This is a genomic window from Streptomyces sp. Ac-502, assembly GCF_045222935.1.
Taxonomy (GTDB): Bacteria; Actinomycetota; Actinomycetes; order Streptomycetales; family Streptomycetaceae; genus Streptomyces; species Streptomyces monomycini.
Window position 1 is genome coordinate 7,918,031 of record NZ_JBHFFO010000001.1, and the last position, 15,817, is coordinate 7,933,847.

Sequence of the window (15,817 nt, forward strand, 5' to 3'; positions counted from 1 at the left end):
TGCTGGAACGGCGCTCAACAAGCGGTGGAACCGCGGTCGGGAAGCGGCAGCGGCCCGGTCGACGCGGCGTCGAAGGGCGACCGCCCACCGGGCCCCGGCCGGCCGCCGAACCCGGGGTCGTGCACGGCCGCGCTCACCGTGAACCGGCCGGCCACCCGCCAACTGCCGAAGTCCCACTCCGCGCCGACGCCGGGCGAGCCGTCCGGCCGCAGCAGCCGGATCCGTCCGCCCCGGGCACCGAACCCGAACTCGGTGAACCGGAAGCGCAGCCCCTGGCCGATCGCCTTGCTGTAGGCCTCCTTCAGCGTCCACAGCCGCACCAGTTCGCCGTTGCGCCGGTCCTCCGCGACACGGCGCAGCGCCTCCAGTTCGTACGGGGTGCACACCTGGCGCTCGGTGCCCAGGCCGAGCATCCGGCGCTCGGCGTGTTCCACGTCCACCCCGATGCGGCTGTGCCGGGTCAGCCCCACCACGAGGAGTTCCTCGGTGTGGCTCAGGCTCACGTCGAGCTGGTCGATGCCGCGCAGGTACGGGCGTCCGCCGGGCTTGTACGCCAGGTCCAGCTCCTCGGGGGCGGCGCCGAGGACCGCGCCGGCCGCCGTCTTCAGCAGCAGTCTGGACGCCACGAACCGGCGCCGGACCTGGGGTCTGGTCAGGTGGCGGAGCCGCGCGTGGTCCTGGCCGAGCGCCGCCGCGAGCCGGGGGTCACCGAGGTCGGCGGGGAGCCAGTCGGCGACGGCTCCGTAGACCACCGAGGCGCCGGTGGAGCGGAGCTCCCGGCGCACCGGCTGCCAGGAGGCGTCGGTGGCGGGGAGCGGCCCTTCCAGGGGGCGTACGGGGCGCGGCGGAGGGGTACGGGGCGGGCGGGGCATCGCCGTCTCCTCGTCATCGTCCGAGCGGGGTCGTCGTCCGGGCGGGGCACCGTCCGAGCGGGGTCATCGTCCGATCGGGGTCGCGTACAGGTCGAAGCTGCGGGCGTCGTCGAAACGGTTCAGCAGTTCGGTGAGCAGCGGTTCCGCGGCCGACGCGGGAGGCCGGGGCGCCGCCGGGTCGAGCCTGCGCAGGACCCGCGCCAGCGCCATGACCGCCCAGGCCGGTCCGGCCGGCAGACCGTCGTCCGTGCCGGTGCGGTACCGCCACACGCCCAGGCAGGCGGCGCCCGCGGCGATCAGCGCGTACCGGTCCACCAGCCCGTACACCCGGGTCCGCGCGGGGCCGCCGGACCGGCCGGGCAGAGCGCAGTCGCGCCGGAGCCGGTCCAGCTCACGGCCGAGCGCGGTGGCGTACCCGGCGAGCGCCCGGTCCAGCTCGCCGCCGCCCGCCGCGCGGGCCCGCTCGACGGTCTCCTCCAGACCGCCCACCAGGGAGTCGCCTTCCGCGGGCAGGACGAACTCCCGCGGTCGCAGCGCGGGCAGCCCCGGCTCGTGGCACTGGAACAGCGCCGCACCGGCCGCCCCTTCGGGGGCGGCCGCAGCCCGGGCAGCCGCGACAACAGATCCGCGACGGCCGCCCGGCTCGCCGCGCTGCCCGCGGGGCCGAGACCGATCATCGGCAGGTCCCGCAGCGCCTTCTGGAAGGCCGCGTACGCGCCCTGCCGCGCGTACGACTCCGCTCCGAGCACCGCCGACAGGTCGTATGCGGTCTCGGTCAGGAACATGGGCAGGAGGTACTTCACCACCGCGCTCAGGGTGGCGCTCTCGCGCGGCAGCAGATGCGCCGCCCGGGTGGCCACCAGCGCGAGCGCGTCACACAGCAGCAGGTCGCTGAACGCGTCCTGGAGCGCCTGACGGGTGCGGGGCGCGCGCACCGACGCCCGGCCGCGCGCGCGAGCGAAGGCGACCGCCGTGCGCAGTGTGGTGTCCGCGCACCCCAACGCCATCGAGGGGCCGGTGCTGCGGATGACGGGGAAGGCGCGGGCGGCCAGTTCCGCCCCGGTACCGGTACCGGTACCGGTACCGGGGCCGAGCTGCCGGTCCGCCGTCACGGGGTACCGGGTGAACTCCAGGCCGTGCACGAGGCAGCCGCGGACGCCGGTGGTGGACCGCCGGGGCAGCAGCCGGAATCCGGGCGCGTCCGCCTGCGGCGCGTCGATCAGGAAGGCGCGGTGACCGCTCCCGCCGGGCTCGTCCACGCGCGCGAACAGCAGCAGGGACGCCGCTCGGGCAGCGTTGTTGAGTGCTTCCTTGCGGCCGTCGAGCAGGTACCCGGCACCGTCCGGGGAAGCGGTGAAACCGTTGTGCAGGAAGGCGTTGCCCTCGGCCGGCTGCGGATAGGCGCAGGCCATCCGGCCGCCGGAGAGCAGCAGGTCAGCGGTGCGGTGGCGTTGCCGCGCCGAGCCCCCGGCCCACACGGCCGCCGCGGCCAGGTACGGACCCGTCCCGCAGGCCAGCCCCAGCGCCGCGTCCCGCCGGAACACCGCCCGCAGCACCCGCGCCAGTACGTCGAGCCGCCCCAGTCGGCCGCCCAGTTCCTCCGGCACGATCTCGGCCTGCAACCGGAAGCCGTCCAGCAGCGCCTCGGCCGCCGGCAGCAGCCGCCGCCCGGCGTCCGCCCGCACGAACTGCGCGGCGCCCAGCGGGTTGCCCGGGTCGTCCGGGTCCCCGAAGCCGCGCTCCAGCCGGGCGACGCGCTCCCGCACGGCGGCCTCGGCGGCCCGGGCCGCCCCGGCCCCTCCGCCGGGCCCGGCCCGGCGGCGCTCGTGGCCACGGTCATCGTCTCCGCCTCCCCCTCGCTGTCCGCCGCTTCCGTCACCCGGCTGCCGCCCCCACGCGGTGCCCGCGGCCTCGCGCTGCGGTCAAGGGCCGCTCAAGTCGGCCGTGCTGGACTTACCGGCGCGCACCGGCCGTGCCGGGTCCTCGCGCCCGTACGGCCAGGTGGCGCCGTAACAATCCTGGGGCGGTACGCCCGGCAGCCACAGCCAGCCGTACATGACGAGGGCGCGGGCCACCGGCCGCAGCAGGCTGCGCAGCACGCCGGCCGGTCGCGGTCCGGCGGAACGGTCGGTACGTGGCATGGTGTCGGTCCCTTCGGCTACGGCTCGGGCGCGGCAGCCTGGCAAGCGGTGCTCGACCGGACCTCGAAGAACCCTCGCGGCGGGGCCCGGCGGCACCCGCGTGTGAGCTGCCGCGCCGCCGGTGCCGTCCGGCCCCGCACCTGCCCGTTCCGGATGCCGGAGGCGAGTCCTCCGGTCCTTGGCGATCACCGGGTTCCGAGAGGGAGATGCGCAGTGATGTGGAACGTCCCAGGCGGGGAGGGACGCGAGCCGTCTCCCGCCGTCTTAGGCGGGGAGCGGGGCCGGCAGGTCGCCTCCGTCGTGCGGTGCGTACTCGGCGACGAGCGCGGCGCGGAGGAGTTCGAGGGCGAACTCGCCCGCCAGGTACGGGCCTGGAACCTCGCGAAGGGCCTGGCGAACCAGGTGGTCCTGCGGTCCCTGGACCGCCCGGGCGCCTACGTCCACCTGGCCTTCTGGCAGTCGCCCGAGCACCTTTTCGGCGCGGTCCACTCGGACGCGGCCTGCGCACGGCTGGACCGGCTCGGCGAGCTGGCGGCCGTCGAACCCGGGCAGGCGGTGGCGGTCGGACTCCTGGGCGACGGCCCCGCCGTGGCCGGAGCCGCACACGCGCTGCTGGTCAGGATGAAGCTGTCCGGACCGGCGGCCGCCTTCGAAGCGCAATTCGGCGCCCTGGCGGGCCAGTTCCTGAACGACCCCGGGTGCGGAGGCTGCCTGCTGCTGCGGTACACCGTCGAACCGCGTGCCTACCTCGGCCTCATCTGGTGGGACAGCGCCGCGTCGTGCGACGCCGCGACGCGTGGTGACCGCTTCCACGTAGGCGAGCGGCACCTGCGCCACCTGACATCCGGACTCGCCTTCGAGCGGGTACGGACCGTCGGCGGACGGAGCTGACCCCGTGGACCGGCTCAAGCGTTCCGCAGGCGGAGTTCCACCGGCGTTCGAGCTGATCGGCACAGACTGGCGCCATGCCGGATCACGCCCTCTTCACCGTGCTCCGCGGTCACCCGGACGACGCCGAACTCGCCGCCCTGACCGCCGTGCTGACGACGTTGCTGAGCGCCGCGGCGCCGCCCTCCCCAGCGGCGCCCGGCCGCCCGGGGACCACCGGTGCTCCGCGCCGCGCCTCCTGGGGCAGCACGCCCTCCCGGCGCCGCTCCGCGGTGTCCTGGTCCGCGCCATGAGCCGTCGTCGTGCCACCGCCGGCCGGCGCGGACCGCTGTGCGCCGCGGCCCGGGCGTGCGCGCCGCCGGACCGCCGGCCCGCGTTCGAGAACAGCACCGAGGCATTTCTCGCGAGGGGGACGCATTGACCGCGCACCGCACCTTCACCGACGTCATGCTGGCCCGGTCCGAAACGGACCCGGACCGGGAAGCCCTGCTCCTGCTGCCGGACGGCGCGCAGTGGCCGCAGCCGGAGACGGTCACCTACCGGAGCCTGGACACCTCGGCGCGCCGGCTCGCCGGCTGGCTGCAGAGCCACGGCGCCGCGGGCGAACGGGTGCTGCTCCTGCACCGCTCCCGCCACCGGTTCGCCGTCAGTTTCCTGGCCTGCCTGTACGCGGGCGCCGTCGCCGTACCGGCCCCGCCGGGCGGCGGACGGGCCCACCACACGGAGCGCATCGCCGGGATCGTCCGCGACACCGCGCCGTGCGTGGCGCTCACCGACGCCGCGCTCGCCCCCGAGATGTCGCGGATGCTGGCGGAGTGCGGACACGGCGGCACGCTCTGTCTGCCCGCCGACGTGGTGCCCGCCGCCGACCCCTGGCGGCCCCCGGCGCTGACTCCCGACACGGTCGCCTACCTCCAGTACACCTCGGGCTCCACCGGCCGCCCGCGCGGGGTGGTCGTCACCCACGCCAACCTGCTGGCCAACCAGCGGGCGATGCACGAGGCACTGGGGACCGAACCGGGCACCAGGCTGGGCGGCTGGCTCCCGCTCCACCACGACCTGGGCCTGGTCGGCCAGTTGCTGCACCCGCTGTGGCTGGGCAGCACCTCGGTGATGCTGCCCGCCGAGACGTTCGTCCGCCACCCGGTGCGCTGGCTGCAGGCCGTCGACCGGTACGGGATCACCGTCAGCGGCGCCCCCGACTTCGCGTACGGGCTGTGCGTGAGCCGGGTCACCGACGAGCAGGTGGCCGAACTCGACCTGAGCCGCTGGCGGACCGCCGTCTCCGGCGGCGAGCCCGTACGGCCCGCGACGCTGCGGGACTTCACCGAGCGCTTCGCCCCCGCCGGATTCCGCCCCGAGGCCTTCTCGGCGTGCTACGGACTGGCCGAGGCCACCCTGCTGGTCACCGGCGGCCGGGACAAGGACCCGGACGACGGGTGCGCGGTGGACGCCGAAGCCCTGGAGCGCAACCTGTGGCGCGCCCCCGTACCGGGCCGGCCGACGCGCCGCCTGGCGTCCTGCGGGACCGCCGCCGGCTGCGACGTCCGCATCGTCGCCCCGGACACCCGGTCCGTACTGCCGGAAGGCCGGATCGGCGAGATCTGGGTGCGCGGCGGGGGCGTGGCGCGCGGCTACTGGCGCGACCCCGGCCAGACCACCCGCACCTTCCAGGCCGTCACGGCGGACGGCGAGGGCGGCTACCTGCGCACCGGGGACCTCGGGGCGCTGCGCGACGGCCGGCTCTTCGTCACCGGGCGGCTCAAGGACGTCATCGTCGTGGCCGGACGCAACCTCTACCCGCAGGACGTCGAGCGCACGGTGCAGCGCGTCAGCGCGCTGTTCGGGCCCGGCACGGCGTTCGGCGTACCGGGGGAGCGGGAGCGGGTCGTGGTCGTCCAGGAGCTGCGCACCCGCACCGGCTTCGACGTGAACCTCGAATCCCTCGCCACCCAGGTCGAGCGCTGCCTCACCGAGGAGTTCGACGTCCGGGTCGGCGGGGTGCTGCTGGTCCGCCCGGGCACGGTGCGCCGCACCACCAGCGGCAAGGTGGAGCGCTCGGCGATGCGCGACCTGTTCCTGCGCGGCCGGATCCGCCCGTTGCACCAGCGGCTCGACGGCGACCTCAGCACCGGATCCGCCGCCCTGGCCGGGTGAGACCCGCGGGGGCGGGAAGCGAAGGGGGATTACGTGGAGGCACCACCGCGCGGCGGGCCGTACGAGCCGGACCCGCTGCACTGGCTCATCCGGCGCATCTCCGGCTACGCGTCCCGGGAGATCGGCCCCCAGACGCCCCTCGCGGAGTGCGGACTGGACTCGGTGGCGATGCTGGTCCTGTTCGGCGAGATCGAGGAGGGCTTCGGCCCGTTGCTCGACCCCGAGGACTTCTGGGTCTACCCCTCCGTGGGCGCCCTGGCGCACCAGCTCACCGCGCGCCGGGTCCGCCGGGACGCGGGCCACCGGATCCGCCCGGCGTTCGTGCTCGGCGGGCCGGGCGGTCCGCACCCCGCCGTGGCGGCCGGCCTCCTGCGCGGATCCGCCGCGTACCGCGCCTGCCTGGACCGGGCGGACGAGGCGCTGCGGCCGCACGTCGGCTGCTCGGTCGCCGCTCTGGTCCGGGACGGCGGTCCGGGCCCGCAGCGTGCCGTGCTGTCGCCACCGGTGGCGTTCGCCGTCGGCTACGCCCTGGCCCGGACGCTGCTGGACGCCGGGGTGCGGCCGGTCGCGGTGGTCGGCCACGGAGTGGGGGAGCTGGCGGCGGCCGTGATCGCCGGGGCCCTGCCGCTGGCCGAGGCGGCGGCGCTGGCCGCACTGTCCGGCGGGTGTGTCCAGCGGCTGCCGGGCGGGGGCGGCATGCTGGCCGTCTGCGCGGGCCCGGACGAGGCCCTGGCGGCCGCCGCGGAGCCCGGGGTGCACGTCGGAGCGGTCAACGCGGCCCGGGCCACCGTGCTCTCCGGCCGGCTCGACGCCCTGGCCCGGGCGCGCGACGCCCTCTCGGCGGAGGGCGTCGCCAGCCGGCTGCTGCCCACCGGGCATGCCTACCATTCGCCGCTGATGGCACCGGCGGTCCCGCGGCTGCGCGCACGGGCGGCCGGGATCGTCTCGGAGCGGCCCCGGACGGGCTACTACTCGACGGTGTACGGCTGCCGGTGGGCGGAGCCGCTGGGTGCCGACTACTGGGCCGCTCAGCTCACCTCGCCCGTACGGTTCGCCGAGGCCGTACGGCGGATGCTGTGCCAGGAGGCGCCGACCCACGTGGTGGAGATCGCGCCGAGGGCCGTCCTCACCCCGTACGTGCGCCGGATCGGCGGGGCGGCGGGGCCGAGCTGCTTCCCGGTGTGCGACGGGCCGGGGAGCGGTGTGGCGGACCTGGCGGGAGTGCTCTCCGCGCTGGACGTCCGGCCGCTCGCCGAGGGAGCGGCCAGGTGGTGACCGCCCGGTCCCGGCACCGCCGCCGTCACGGTATCCAGCCCGCCTCCTCGGCGGCGCGGATGGCGTCGATCCGGTTGCGGGCGTTGAGCTTCGTGACGATCGCGGTGAGGTAGTTGCTGACGGTCCCCCTGGTCAGGAAGAGGGAACGCGCGATGTCGGCCGCGTCGGCGCCGCGGGCCGCGAGCCGGAGCACCTCGGTCTCCCGCGGCGACAGCGGTGAGTCCCGCGCCTCCCAGGCGGACAGGGCCAGTTGGGGGTCGACGACGCGCTCGCCCGCCGCCACCGACCGGACGGACCTGGCGAGGTCGCTGGGGGAGCGTCCTTCAGCAGGAAGCCGGCGACGTGCGCGCTGAGCGCCCGGCGGACCGTGCCGGGGCGGCCGAGGCTGGTGAGGATGAGCGCCCGGCAGCTCGGCAGCCGCTGGTGCAGTTCCGCCGCGGCGGTGATGCCGTCGGCACCCGGCAGGTCGATGTCGATGACGGCCACGTCGGGGCGGGTGCGCAGCGCGGTCTCCACGATGGTGTCGCCGCGGTCCAGAGAGGCGACCACTTCGAGGTCCGGTTCCAGCTCCAGCAGGGCTACGAGAGCCCCTCTGATCATGTGCACGTCCTCGGCAAGCAGGATCCTCACCGACAGCATGGGTGTCCCCCGATCGAACGTGCGGTTCTTCCGGCCGTGCGGTGAAGATTATCTATGCTCCGGGCATATCGCGCCGGGTCGGACCGGACTATGTGCTTCCAGGTGGAAACGCCCGTCGCGGCGTACCCCCGAGGTGACACGTCCCCCGATGGCGGCGAGCCGGGTGCCCAGGTTGTTCAGGCCGCTGCCGTCGGAGCCGGCGGGCCGGCCCTTGTCCACCACCCCGTCGTTGACGAGCGTGAGCCAGACGGTGTCGTCCTTGCGGACCGCCGTGACGCTGCACGACTGGGCCTTGCTGTGCCGGAGGATGTTGGTGACCCCCTCGCGCAGGGTGGTCGCCAGCGCCGTGTCCACGGCCGGGTGGAGCCGGCCGCAGGAGAGGTCGAGGGTGACCCGGATGTCCGCCGCGGCCAGTACCGTCGCGGCCGACTCGGCCTCGTCCGCCAGGGACATCTCGCGGTAACTCCGCGCCACCAGCCGGGCGTCCGCGAGGGCCTGCCGGGACACTCCGAGGACGGTGGTCACCTCTTCCTGGGCGCGGGCCGGGTTGGTCACCACCAGACGGTGGATGAGCTCGCACTTGAGCGTGATCGCGGACAGGCTGTAGCCCAGCAGGTCGTGCACGTCCCGGGAGAAGCGCATACGTTCCTGCGCGACGGCCATGCGGGCCAGCGCCGTACGCGCCGAGTGGACCTCGTACACGAGGTCGGTCAGCCGGGTCAGCCCGTACAGCACGAGTCCGGTGAGCAGCGTGGTGAGCGGGGTGTACAGCTCGGCGACGGCCGGCACCCCGAGGGCGAACGCCCAGCCGTCGACCACCGCGGTCACCAGGGCGAACAGGAACCAGGACAGCGGCGCGGGCAGCATGAGCAGCAGCGAGGCGCCGAGAATGCCGCTCATACCGGCCCACGTGATGCCCAGACACAGGAACGGGAGGAATGTCAGGACGGACTGGGCGGTGAGGGTCAGGGTTTTCAGCGGCAACGGCCAGTGGCGGGCCCGTGGCGTACTGTGCAGCAATTGCAAGAAGAAGAGTACGAATGCCGAACCGCAACACATTAGCAGAAGGTTTAGGGGCGGATCATCCCGGAGAACATCGAGGAGAGGGACGGCTGTATAGCCGCACAGCACAATGACGGTAATGATTCTGGCCACGTGGAGGGCTGGAATCTCACCCCCGGGACGACGCGGAACGGCTGGTCGTCCACCCCCTGTCCTAACGAGGCACGGTGTCTGCTTCCGCTGGTCCCCGTATCGAGGGGGCGGCTCCGGCAGCCGTTCGCCGAAAAGGGTCAACCATGCGGTGCCTCCTCGTAAGTTGGCGCGGCGGGACGCGAAGTCCCGCGCATACGTTACCCGGATGGTGAGAACTTGACCGAAAGAATGGGCAGTAATGGCGCTTTGGTTGTGCAAAGTCGGTCAGCCGGATAAAAGGCGGGGATCCCAGAGGTCATCCGTGAGCCGCCGTCCGTTCACCGGGGCGTGGCCGTGCCCCGCTCCGTAGGCGCGGTACGGCCGGCGGGTCCGGCCCGGAGCGGCGGGTGCCTGCCGCCGTCATCGGCGGAGTGTGAAAATCTCATGTCCGGGTTCGTGCCTCGGTCACTGGGCGCCCCGTGACCTTGATGCCACTCTGATCGACAGGCACCGGGTGTCACGCCCCGGGGCCCGGACCGTGCGAGGTGAACCTGGAGGGGAGAGCGCGCAATGGACATCACGTTACTGGGCCCGCTGACCGCACACGAGGACGGCGTCCCGGTGGTACCCAGCGCGGCCAAGCCCCGGCAGATCCTGGCCATGCTGGCGCTGCAGGCCGACCATGTCGTCACGGTACCGGCCCTGATGGCGGAGATCTGGGGCGAGCGCATACCGCGCAGTGCCTCCACCACGCTGCAGACGTACATCCTCCAGCTCCGCCGCAAGATCGGCGCAGCGCTCGCCGGAAACCCCGCCGTCGACGCCAAGGACGTGCTCGTCACCCGGTTCGGCGGCTATCTGCTGCGAGTGCGTCCCGGGCGGATCGACGTCCAGGAGTTCGAGCAACTGGTCGCCGGCGGACGGGCGGCCTGCCACGCCGCGGACCACCGCACCGCCTCCCGGCTGCTCTCCCGGGCCCTTGCCCTGTGGCAGGGGCCCGCGCTGGTCGACGTACGGGCCGGCAGCGTCCTGGAACTGGAGGCCCTGCGCCTGGAGGAGAGCCGGATGGCCGCCCTGGAATGCCGCATCGGCGCGGACCTGCACCTCGGACGCCACGCCGAACTCGTCCCCGAACTCCTCGTGCTGACGGCGCGTCACCCCATGCACGAGCGGTTCTGCGCCCAGCTCATGCTGGCCCTGCACCGTTCGAGCGGTTCGTGGCGCGCCCTGGAGGCGTACCAACGGCTGCGCGGCACCCTGGTCACGGAGCTGGGCCTGGAGCCCTCCCCGTTCCTCCAGCAACTCCACCAGGCGGTGCTCTCCGGCGGCACGGTGCCGGACCTGGCGGCCGCGGGCGCGGACTGAGGGCCCGTGCCACGCCCCCGGCCGGGCGCCCACCGCCTGGCCGGGGCACGGCACAGGCGTCGACCGGCGGGCGAGGAACCTTCCAGCCCGTCTTCAGCACCCTTTGAGGCACCGCTCCTACGGTCGCGCAATGACGACCTTCGACGAACTCCTCGCCGCCGCGCCCCGGCCCGACCTGCGCCGGTCCACCGAGGAACTGCGCCGCCTGAAGACGGAGGTGCGCCGGGGGCCCGACCCCGGCGCCACCGAGCGCCAGCACGCCAAGGGCAAACTCACCGTGCGGGAGCGGCTGGACCTGCTCTTCGACCCGGAGTCGTTCACGGAGACCGAGCCGCTGCGGCGGCACCGCAGCACCGGCTTCGGCATGGCGGACCGCAGGCCGCACGGGGACGGCGTGGTGACCGGCTGGGGCCGGGTGCACGGCCGGACCGTCTTCGCCTACGCGCACGACTTCCGTGTTTTCGGGGGCGCGCTGGGCGAGGCGCACGCCGCGAAGATCCACAAGATCATGGACCTCGCGCTGTCCGCCGGGGCCCCGCTCGTCGGCCTCAACGACGGGGCCGGGGCCCGTATCCAGGAAGGCGTCACCGCCCTGGCCGGCTACGGGGGCATCTTCCGGCGCAACGCCCGTGCCTCCGGCGTCATCCCGCAGATCAGTGTGGTGCTCGGCCCGTGCGCGGGCGGCGCGGCCTACAGCCCCGCGCTGACCGACTTCGTGTTCATGGTCCGCGGCACGTCCCAGATGTTCCTCACCGGGCCGGACGTGGTCAAGGCGGTGACCGGTGAGGAGATCAGCCAGGACGGGCTGGGCGGCGCCGGGGTGCACGCGGGCGTCTCCGGGGTCGCCGGCTTCGCCTACGACGACGAGGCGGACTGCATCGAGGACGTCCGCTACCTGCTGTCGCTGCTGCCCGCGAACAATCGCGAACTGCCGCCGGAGGTCCCGGTCACCGACCCGCCCGAGCGCCGCACCGACGCGCTGACCGCCCTCGTCCCGGCCGACCCGGCCCGGTCCTACGACATGCGCGCGGTCGTCGAGGAGATCGTCGACGACGGCGAGTTCTTCGAGGTGCACGAGGGCTGGGCACGCAACGTGGTCTGCGCGCTCGCGAAGCTGGACGGCCGGACCGTGGGCTTCGTCGCCAACCAGCCCGCCGTGCTGGCGGGGGTGCTGGACATCGAAGCGTCCGAGAAGGCGGCCCGCTTCGTCTCCACCTGCGACGCGTTCAACATCCCCCTGGTGACCCTGGTGGACGTCCCCGGCTTCCTGCCCGGCCTCGACCAGGAGCACGGCGGTGTCATCCGGCACGGCGCGAAGCTGCTGTACGCGTACTGCAACGCGACCGTCCCGCGGGTCTCCGTCGTCCTGCGCAAGGCGTACGGCGGCGCGTACATCGTGATGGACTCCCGCTCCATCGGTGCCGACCTGTCCTTCGCCTGGCCGACGAACGAGATCGCGGTGATGGGCGCGGAGGGCGCGGCGAACGTCATCTTCCGCCGCGAGATCGCGGCCGCCGCCGACCCGGACGCGACCCGGGCCCGCCTGGTCGGGGAGTACCGGGCGGAACTGATGCACCCCTACTACGCGGCGGAGCGGGGCCTGGTCGACGATGTCATCGACCCCGGCGAGACCCGCCGGGTGCTGGTGGAGGCGCTGGCCGCGCTGCGCGGGAAGCACGCCGACCTCCCGGAGCGCAAGCACGGCAACGTACCGCTGTGAGGCGGCCGGGACCCGGGGCCCGGCACCGTCCGCCGTACCCGGCCGGGGGCCCGGGGAGGACCCCGGGCCGCCCGGCCGCCTACGCCGCCGTACGTCAGACCGGCACGGCCTCCAGCGCGTAGTACAGGAACGGGCACTTCAGCGGTGTGAGCCCGGCCAGCTTCAGCCCGGCGCTCGCGAAGAGCTCCTCGAACTCCCTGCGGGTGCGCTCGCGCCCGGTGGTGACCGTCATCATCTCGATGTCCATCAGCGCGGCACCCAGCGCGTCGCCCGGGTCCTCGTCGTGCCGGCCCTCGGCGAGCACCGAGGAGAAGACGATGATCCGGCCGCCCGGCGCCAGGCCCTCCCGGCAGTTGCCGAGGATGCGGCGGCAGGAGGCGTCGTCCCAGTCGTGCAGGATGTTCTTGAGCAGGTACGCGTCCGCCCTGGCCGGCACCGAGTCGAAGAACGACCCGGAGACGACGTCGCAACGGTCCTCCAGCGCCGCTTCCTTGAGCACGCGGGGCGCGTCGAGGACCCCGTCGGGGGTGTCGAACACGGTGCCGCGCACCTCCGGGTTGGCGCGCAGGACACCGGCGAGGTGGGTGCCGTTCCCGCCGCCGACGTCCGTCACCCGGCGGAAGCGCGTGAAATCGACCCCCTCGACGATGGCGGGCACCTGCACCGCGCTGCCGGCGGCCATCGCGGCGTGGAAGACCTCCGCGTGCTCGGGCGCCCGGACCATGTGCTCGAAGAGGCCGTGCCCGTGGACCAGGTCGAAGGCGGGCCTGCCGGTCCGTACGCACTGTTCGAGCGCGCCCCACGCCTGCCAGACCTCGGGCGCGCCGTGCATGGCGTCCAGCGGGCCGCCGTGCAGCGGCGAGTCGCTGCGGTACATGCCGCCGAGCGGGGTCAGCGCGAAGCGGCCCTGCCCGTCCTGGGACAGCAGCCCGGCCGGGACGGCGGCCCGCAGCAGCCGGTGCAGGAAGTCGGGGTCGGCGCCCGTGTGCGCGGTCAGCTCGGCGGCGGTCTTCGCGGAGTCGCCGAGCGCGTCGGGGATGCCGAGCCGGGAGACGGCCCCGCCGATCTGGAAGAGGGCGAAACCGAACATGACGGGCAGGTACTCGGCCGAGGTCGGCTGGTCCGAGAGGGAACGGCTCATACGTACGTCTCCTTGAGGTGTCGGTGCGGTGGTCCGGGGCGCCGGAAGGAGGGCGCGGGGGTGCGGTCCGGGTCAGGGTCTGCGGCAGACGGCGAGCGTGTCGAAGTCGGCGAGCGGCCGGTGCTCCGGTGCGGTGAAGCCCGCGGCGCGGGCCTGCTCGGTCAGTTCGGCGAGGGTGTACTCCCCGCCGCCCTCGGTCAGCAGCAGCATGTTGAGCGAGGCGACCAGGTTCTCGGTGTCGTCCGGCCGCTCGCCGAGCATCCGGTCGTAGACCACCAGCGCGCCGCCCGGGCGGATCGCCTCGTACGCCGCCTCCAGCAGTCGCTGCCGCTGGGCCGCGTCCCAGTCGTGCAGGACATGGCCGTAGATCAGCACGTCCGCCGGGGGCAGCGGGTCACGGAAGAAGTCGCCGCCGTGGAAGACGGTCCGCCCCGTGAGGCCGGTCTCGGCCATGTACGCGTCGAAGAACGGCTCCAGTTGCGGCAGGTCGAAGAGGTGCCCCCGCAGGTCCGGGCGGGCGGTCAGCACCTGGCCGAGCAGATGCCCGCGGCAGCCGCCCACGTCGAGCACCGAACCGAACTCCACGCCGTCCAGCGCGGCGAGCACCGGTTCGCCCAGCCCGGCGGTGACACCGTCCATCATGCGGACGAAGTGGCCGGTGGCGACCGGGTCCCGCAGCATGCCCAGATAGTCGCCCTCGGCCTGCGGCCGGCCCGTGCGCAGCGCTTCCGCGAGCTTGCCGTAGACGGGGTAGAGGTTGAGGTCGGCGCCGTGCAGGAAGCCGCCGACCGCTTCCGGGCGGCCGGTGACGAGATGGCGGGCGGCGGCGTCGGAATTGCGGTAGCGCCCGTCGGCGTCCCGCCGCAGCAGGCCCAGGGCGGCGAGCAGCGCGAGGAAGCCGGCCAGACCCCGCCCGTGCAGACCGAGCCGTAAGCGCAGCTCGCCGACCGTGGCCGGCCCGTCGTCCAGGACGGTGAACAGATCCAGCCGTACGGCGGTGAGCAGCGCCTTCGCGTCGCAGAACCGATTGCCGAGACGCAGGATGCCCGCCGCCGTACCGAGGTCCGAAGCGCTGCCCGTCATGACCGGTACTCCCTTTCGCCGCCCTGTCCCTGGACCTGTCCGCAACGGAATCTCGCACCGCCGGATGGAGAACCGCTCGATCCGCGGTCGTCCCGTGCCGGGCCCCGGCCGGCCCGGCTCCACCGGACGTCGAGCCCGGCACCAGTGCGCTTTCCAAGACTGCGCACGACAGCCCCCGCAGCCGAGAGAGGTGTCAGGTGAGCTCCAAGTGCCCGGTCAGCTACCCCTTCCCGTGGGCCCCCGCGCCTGATGTCCCGGCGGACTGGCGCTCCGTGCGGGAGGGCCCGCTGCTGGATATCACGCTGCCCAGCGGTGACCCCGCGGTCCTGGTCACCCGTTACAAGGACGTCCGCAGGCTGTACGCCGACGAACGGCTCAGCCGCAACTGGGCCCGCCACCCGGTCTCCCGGATCTCCGCCAGCAACGACCTCTTCGCCGACCCCGAGATCGACAACGACCCGCCGCGCTACCTCGTCGAGCGCGGCATCGTCATGCGCGCCTTCAGCCACCGCCGGCTGGAGGCGCTGCGCCCCGTGGTCCGGCAGATCACCGGTGACCTGCTGGACGCCATGGAGGCGGACGGGAGCAACGAGGCCGAACTCATGGAGGCGTTCGCCTTCCCGCTGCCCATCCTCGTCATCTGCCACATGCTGGGCGTGCCGCCGCAGGACCGGGACAAGTTCCGCACCCTGATCGACGGTTACCTGTCCGTGAGCAAACTGTCGGACGAGGAGGTCGAGCGCTGCCGCGTGCAGTACTGGGACTACCTCTCCGAGCTGATCGCCGCCAAGCGGGCCGACCCCGGTGACGACCTGATCAGCGACCTGATCAAGGTCAACGCCGAGGACCCGGACAAGCTCACCGACCACCAGCTCCAGCACTGGGTCAAGACCCTGCTCATCGCCGGATACGTCACCACGGCCTCCCAGATCGGCACCGGCATGGCCGTCCTGCTGCACCGGCCCGCGGCCGCCGCCGAGCTGAAGGCCGACCTCTCGCTCGTCCCCTCGGCCGTCGAGGAGCTGCTGCGCTACCAGATCATGGGCACCTCACTCGGCTCGCTGCGCTACGCCCTGGAGGACATCACCCTCCAGGACGGCACGGTGGTCCCCGAGGGCAGCACCGTCCTGCTCTCCGTCGAGAGCAACATGGACGAGGAGGTCTTCACCGACCCCACCACCCTCGACATCCGGCGCGAGGACAACCACCACCTGACCTTCGGCGCCGGCATCCACTTCTGCGCCGGCGCGGCTCTGGCCCGTATGGAACTCCAGGAGGCCACCGCGGGCCTGCTGCGCCGCTTCCCGCGCCTGGCCCTCGCGGTGCCGGGGGAGGACCTGGTCCGCCCCGTGGGCGGGTTCCTCGCCGGGTACGCCGCGATCCCCGTGAAGTGGTGAGGCCG

Annotated in this window: 14 protein-coding genes and 1 pseudogene; 7 read left to right on the top strand and 8 right to left on the bottom strand. The window is 73.9% G+C overall.

The annotated features are described in order from the left end of the window. Positions 1 to 14: 14 nt before the first annotated feature. The 4 genes from ACEXOX_RS36040 to ACEXOX_RS36055 all read right to left on the bottom strand — a co-directional run bounded on the left by ACEXOX_RS36040 (position 15) and on the right by ACEXOX_RS36055 (position 3,013). The gene (locus ACEXOX_RS36040) at positions 15 to 872 is read right to left on the bottom strand and encodes a 4'-phosphopantetheinyl transferase family protein (protein ID WP_406525040.1); all 858 of its coding nucleotides are present in this window, start codon (positions 870 to 872) and stop codon (positions 15 to 17) included. A gap of 63 nt (positions 873 to 935) precedes the next feature. Further along, the gene (locus ACEXOX_RS36045; RefSeq protein ID WP_406525041.1) at positions 936 to 1,187 is read right to left on the bottom strand and encodes a hypothetical protein; all 252 of its coding nucleotides are present in this window, start codon (positions 1,185 to 1,187) and stop codon (positions 936 to 938) included. After that, on the bottom strand, positions 1,169 to 2,638 hold the full coding sequence (locus ACEXOX_RS36050; RefSeq protein ID WP_406525042.1) for an acyl-CoA dehydrogenase family protein: 1,470 nt from the start codon (positions 2,636 to 2,638) through the stop codon (positions 1,169 to 1,171). Before ACEXOX_RS36050 ends, ACEXOX_RS36045 begins: the two co-directional genes overlap by 19 nt. Positions 2,639 to 2,794: 156 nt before the next feature. Continuing rightward, on the bottom strand, positions 2,795 to 3,013 hold the full coding sequence (locus tag ACEXOX_RS36055) for a hypothetical protein (RefSeq protein ID WP_406525043.1): 219 nt from the start codon (positions 3,011 to 3,013) through the stop codon (positions 2,795 to 2,797). A 216-nt stretch (positions 3,014 to 3,229) separates the two neighbouring features. Here ACEXOX_RS36055 and ACEXOX_RS36060 point away from each other — a divergent pair, with 216 nt between their 5' ends. From ACEXOX_RS36060 to ACEXOX_RS36075, 4 genes are all read left to right on the top strand, one after another. Further along, positions 3,230 to 3,904, top strand: coding sequence for an antibiotic biosynthesis monooxygenase (locus ACEXOX_RS36060; RefSeq protein WP_406525044.1), 675 nt, complete (start codon positions 3,230 to 3,232; stop codon positions 3,902 to 3,904). 74 nt (positions 3,905 to 3,978) lie between these two features. Further along, positions 3,979 to 4,194, top strand: a complete 216-nt coding sequence (locus ACEXOX_RS36065; protein WP_406525045.1) for an acyl-CoA carboxylase subunit epsilon — start codon at positions 3,979 to 3,981, stop codon at positions 4,192 to 4,194. Positions 4,195 to 4,318: 124 nt separating this feature from the next. Then, positions 4,319 to 6,058 (top strand): fatty acyl-AMP ligase, encoded by a 1,740-nt coding sequence (locus ACEXOX_RS36070; RefSeq protein WP_406525046.1) that lies wholly within the window; start codon positions 4,319 to 4,321, stop codon positions 6,056 to 6,058. A 33-nt stretch (positions 6,059 to 6,091) separates the two neighbouring features. Further along, on the top strand, positions 6,092 to 7,333 hold the full coding sequence (locus tag ACEXOX_RS36075; protein ID WP_406525047.1) for an acyltransferase domain-containing protein: 1,242 nt from the start codon (positions 6,092 to 6,094) through the stop codon (positions 7,331 to 7,333). Between the two features lie 25 nt (positions 7,334 to 7,358). Here ACEXOX_RS36075 and ACEXOX_RS36080 read toward each other — a convergent pair. Both ACEXOX_RS36080 and ACEXOX_RS36085 read right to left on the bottom strand, forming a co-directional pair. Next, positions 7,359 to 7,972, bottom strand: a pseudogene (locus ACEXOX_RS36080) (DNA-binding response regulator). Between the two features lie 48 nt (positions 7,973 to 8,020). Beyond that, positions 8,021 to 8,956, bottom strand: a complete 936-nt coding sequence (locus tag ACEXOX_RS36085; RefSeq protein ID WP_406525048.1) for a sensor histidine kinase — start codon at positions 8,954 to 8,956, stop codon at positions 8,021 to 8,023. 720 nt (positions 8,957 to 9,676) lie between these two features. Here ACEXOX_RS36085 and ACEXOX_RS36090 point away from each other — a divergent pair. Continuing rightward, positions 9,677 to 10,471, top strand: coding sequence for a BTAD domain-containing putative transcriptional regulator (locus tag ACEXOX_RS36090; RefSeq protein WP_406525049.1), 795 nt, complete (start codon positions 9,677 to 9,679; stop codon positions 10,469 to 10,471). Positions 10,472 to 10,601: 130 nt separating this feature from the next. After that, positions 10,602 to 12,191 carry an acyl-CoA carboxylase subunit beta gene (locus tag ACEXOX_RS36095; RefSeq protein ID WP_406525050.1) on the top strand — a complete coding sequence of 530 codons (1,590 nt, stop codon included), beginning with the start codon at positions 10,602 to 10,604 and terminating at the stop codon, positions 12,189 to 12,191. Between the two features lie 94 nt (positions 12,192 to 12,285). Here the strand turns inward: ACEXOX_RS36095 and ACEXOX_RS36100 are convergent, their stop codons facing one another. Both ACEXOX_RS36100 and ACEXOX_RS36105 read right to left on the bottom strand, forming a co-directional pair. Then, positions 12,286 to 13,332 carry a methyltransferase gene (locus tag ACEXOX_RS36100; RefSeq protein WP_406525051.1) on the bottom strand — a complete coding sequence of 349 codons (1,047 nt, stop codon included), beginning with the start codon at positions 13,330 to 13,332 and terminating at the stop codon, positions 12,286 to 12,288. Between the two features lie 72 nt (positions 13,333 to 13,404). Beyond that, positions 13,405 to 14,415 carry a methyltransferase gene (locus ACEXOX_RS36105; protein ID WP_406525052.1) on the bottom strand — a complete coding sequence of 337 codons (1,011 nt, stop codon included), beginning with the start codon at positions 14,413 to 14,415 and terminating at the stop codon, positions 13,405 to 13,407. A gap of 197 nt (positions 14,416 to 14,612) precedes the next feature. On the opposite strand from ACEXOX_RS36105, the gene ACEXOX_RS36110 reads away from it, so the two are divergent. Beyond that, the gene (locus ACEXOX_RS36110; RefSeq protein WP_406525053.1) at positions 14,613 to 15,812 is read left to right on the top strand and encodes a cytochrome P450; all 1,200 of its coding nucleotides are present in this window, start codon (positions 14,613 to 14,615) and stop codon (positions 15,810 to 15,812) included. Positions 15,813 to 15,817: the final 5 nt, after the last annotated feature.

Bases quoted from the DNA above. Each gene is read 5' to 3' on its own strand.
- ACEXOX_RS36040 (WP_406525040.1), bottom strand. From the start codon at position 872: ATGCCCCGCCCGCCCCGTACCCCTCCGCCGCGCCCCGTACGCCCCCTG.
- ACEXOX_RS36055 (WP_406525043.1), bottom strand. From the start codon at position 3,013: ATGCCACGTACCGACCGTTCCGCCGGACCGCGACCGGCCGGCGTGCTG.
- ACEXOX_RS36060 (WP_406525044.1), top strand. From the start codon at position 3,230: ATGTGGAACGTCCCAGGCGGGGAGGGACGCGAGCCGTCTCCCGCCGTC.
- ACEXOX_RS36065 (WP_406525045.1), top strand. From the start codon at position 3,979: ATGCCGGATCACGCCCTCTTCACCGTGCTCCGCGGTCACCCGGACGAC.
- ACEXOX_RS36090 (WP_406525049.1), top strand. From the start codon at position 9,677: ATGGACATCACGTTACTGGGCCCGCTGACCGCACACGAGGACGGCGTC.
- ACEXOX_RS36095 (WP_406525050.1), top strand. From the start codon at position 10,602: ATGACGACCTTCGACGAACTCCTCGCCGCCGCGCCCCGGCCCGACCTG.
- ACEXOX_RS36100 (WP_406525051.1), bottom strand. From the start codon at position 13,332: ATGAGCCGTTCCCTCTCGGACCAGCCGACCTCGGCCGAGTACCTGCCC.
- ACEXOX_RS36105 (WP_406525052.1), bottom strand. From the start codon at position 14,415: ATGACGGGCAGCGCTTCGGACCTCGGTACGGCGGCGGGCATCCTGCGT.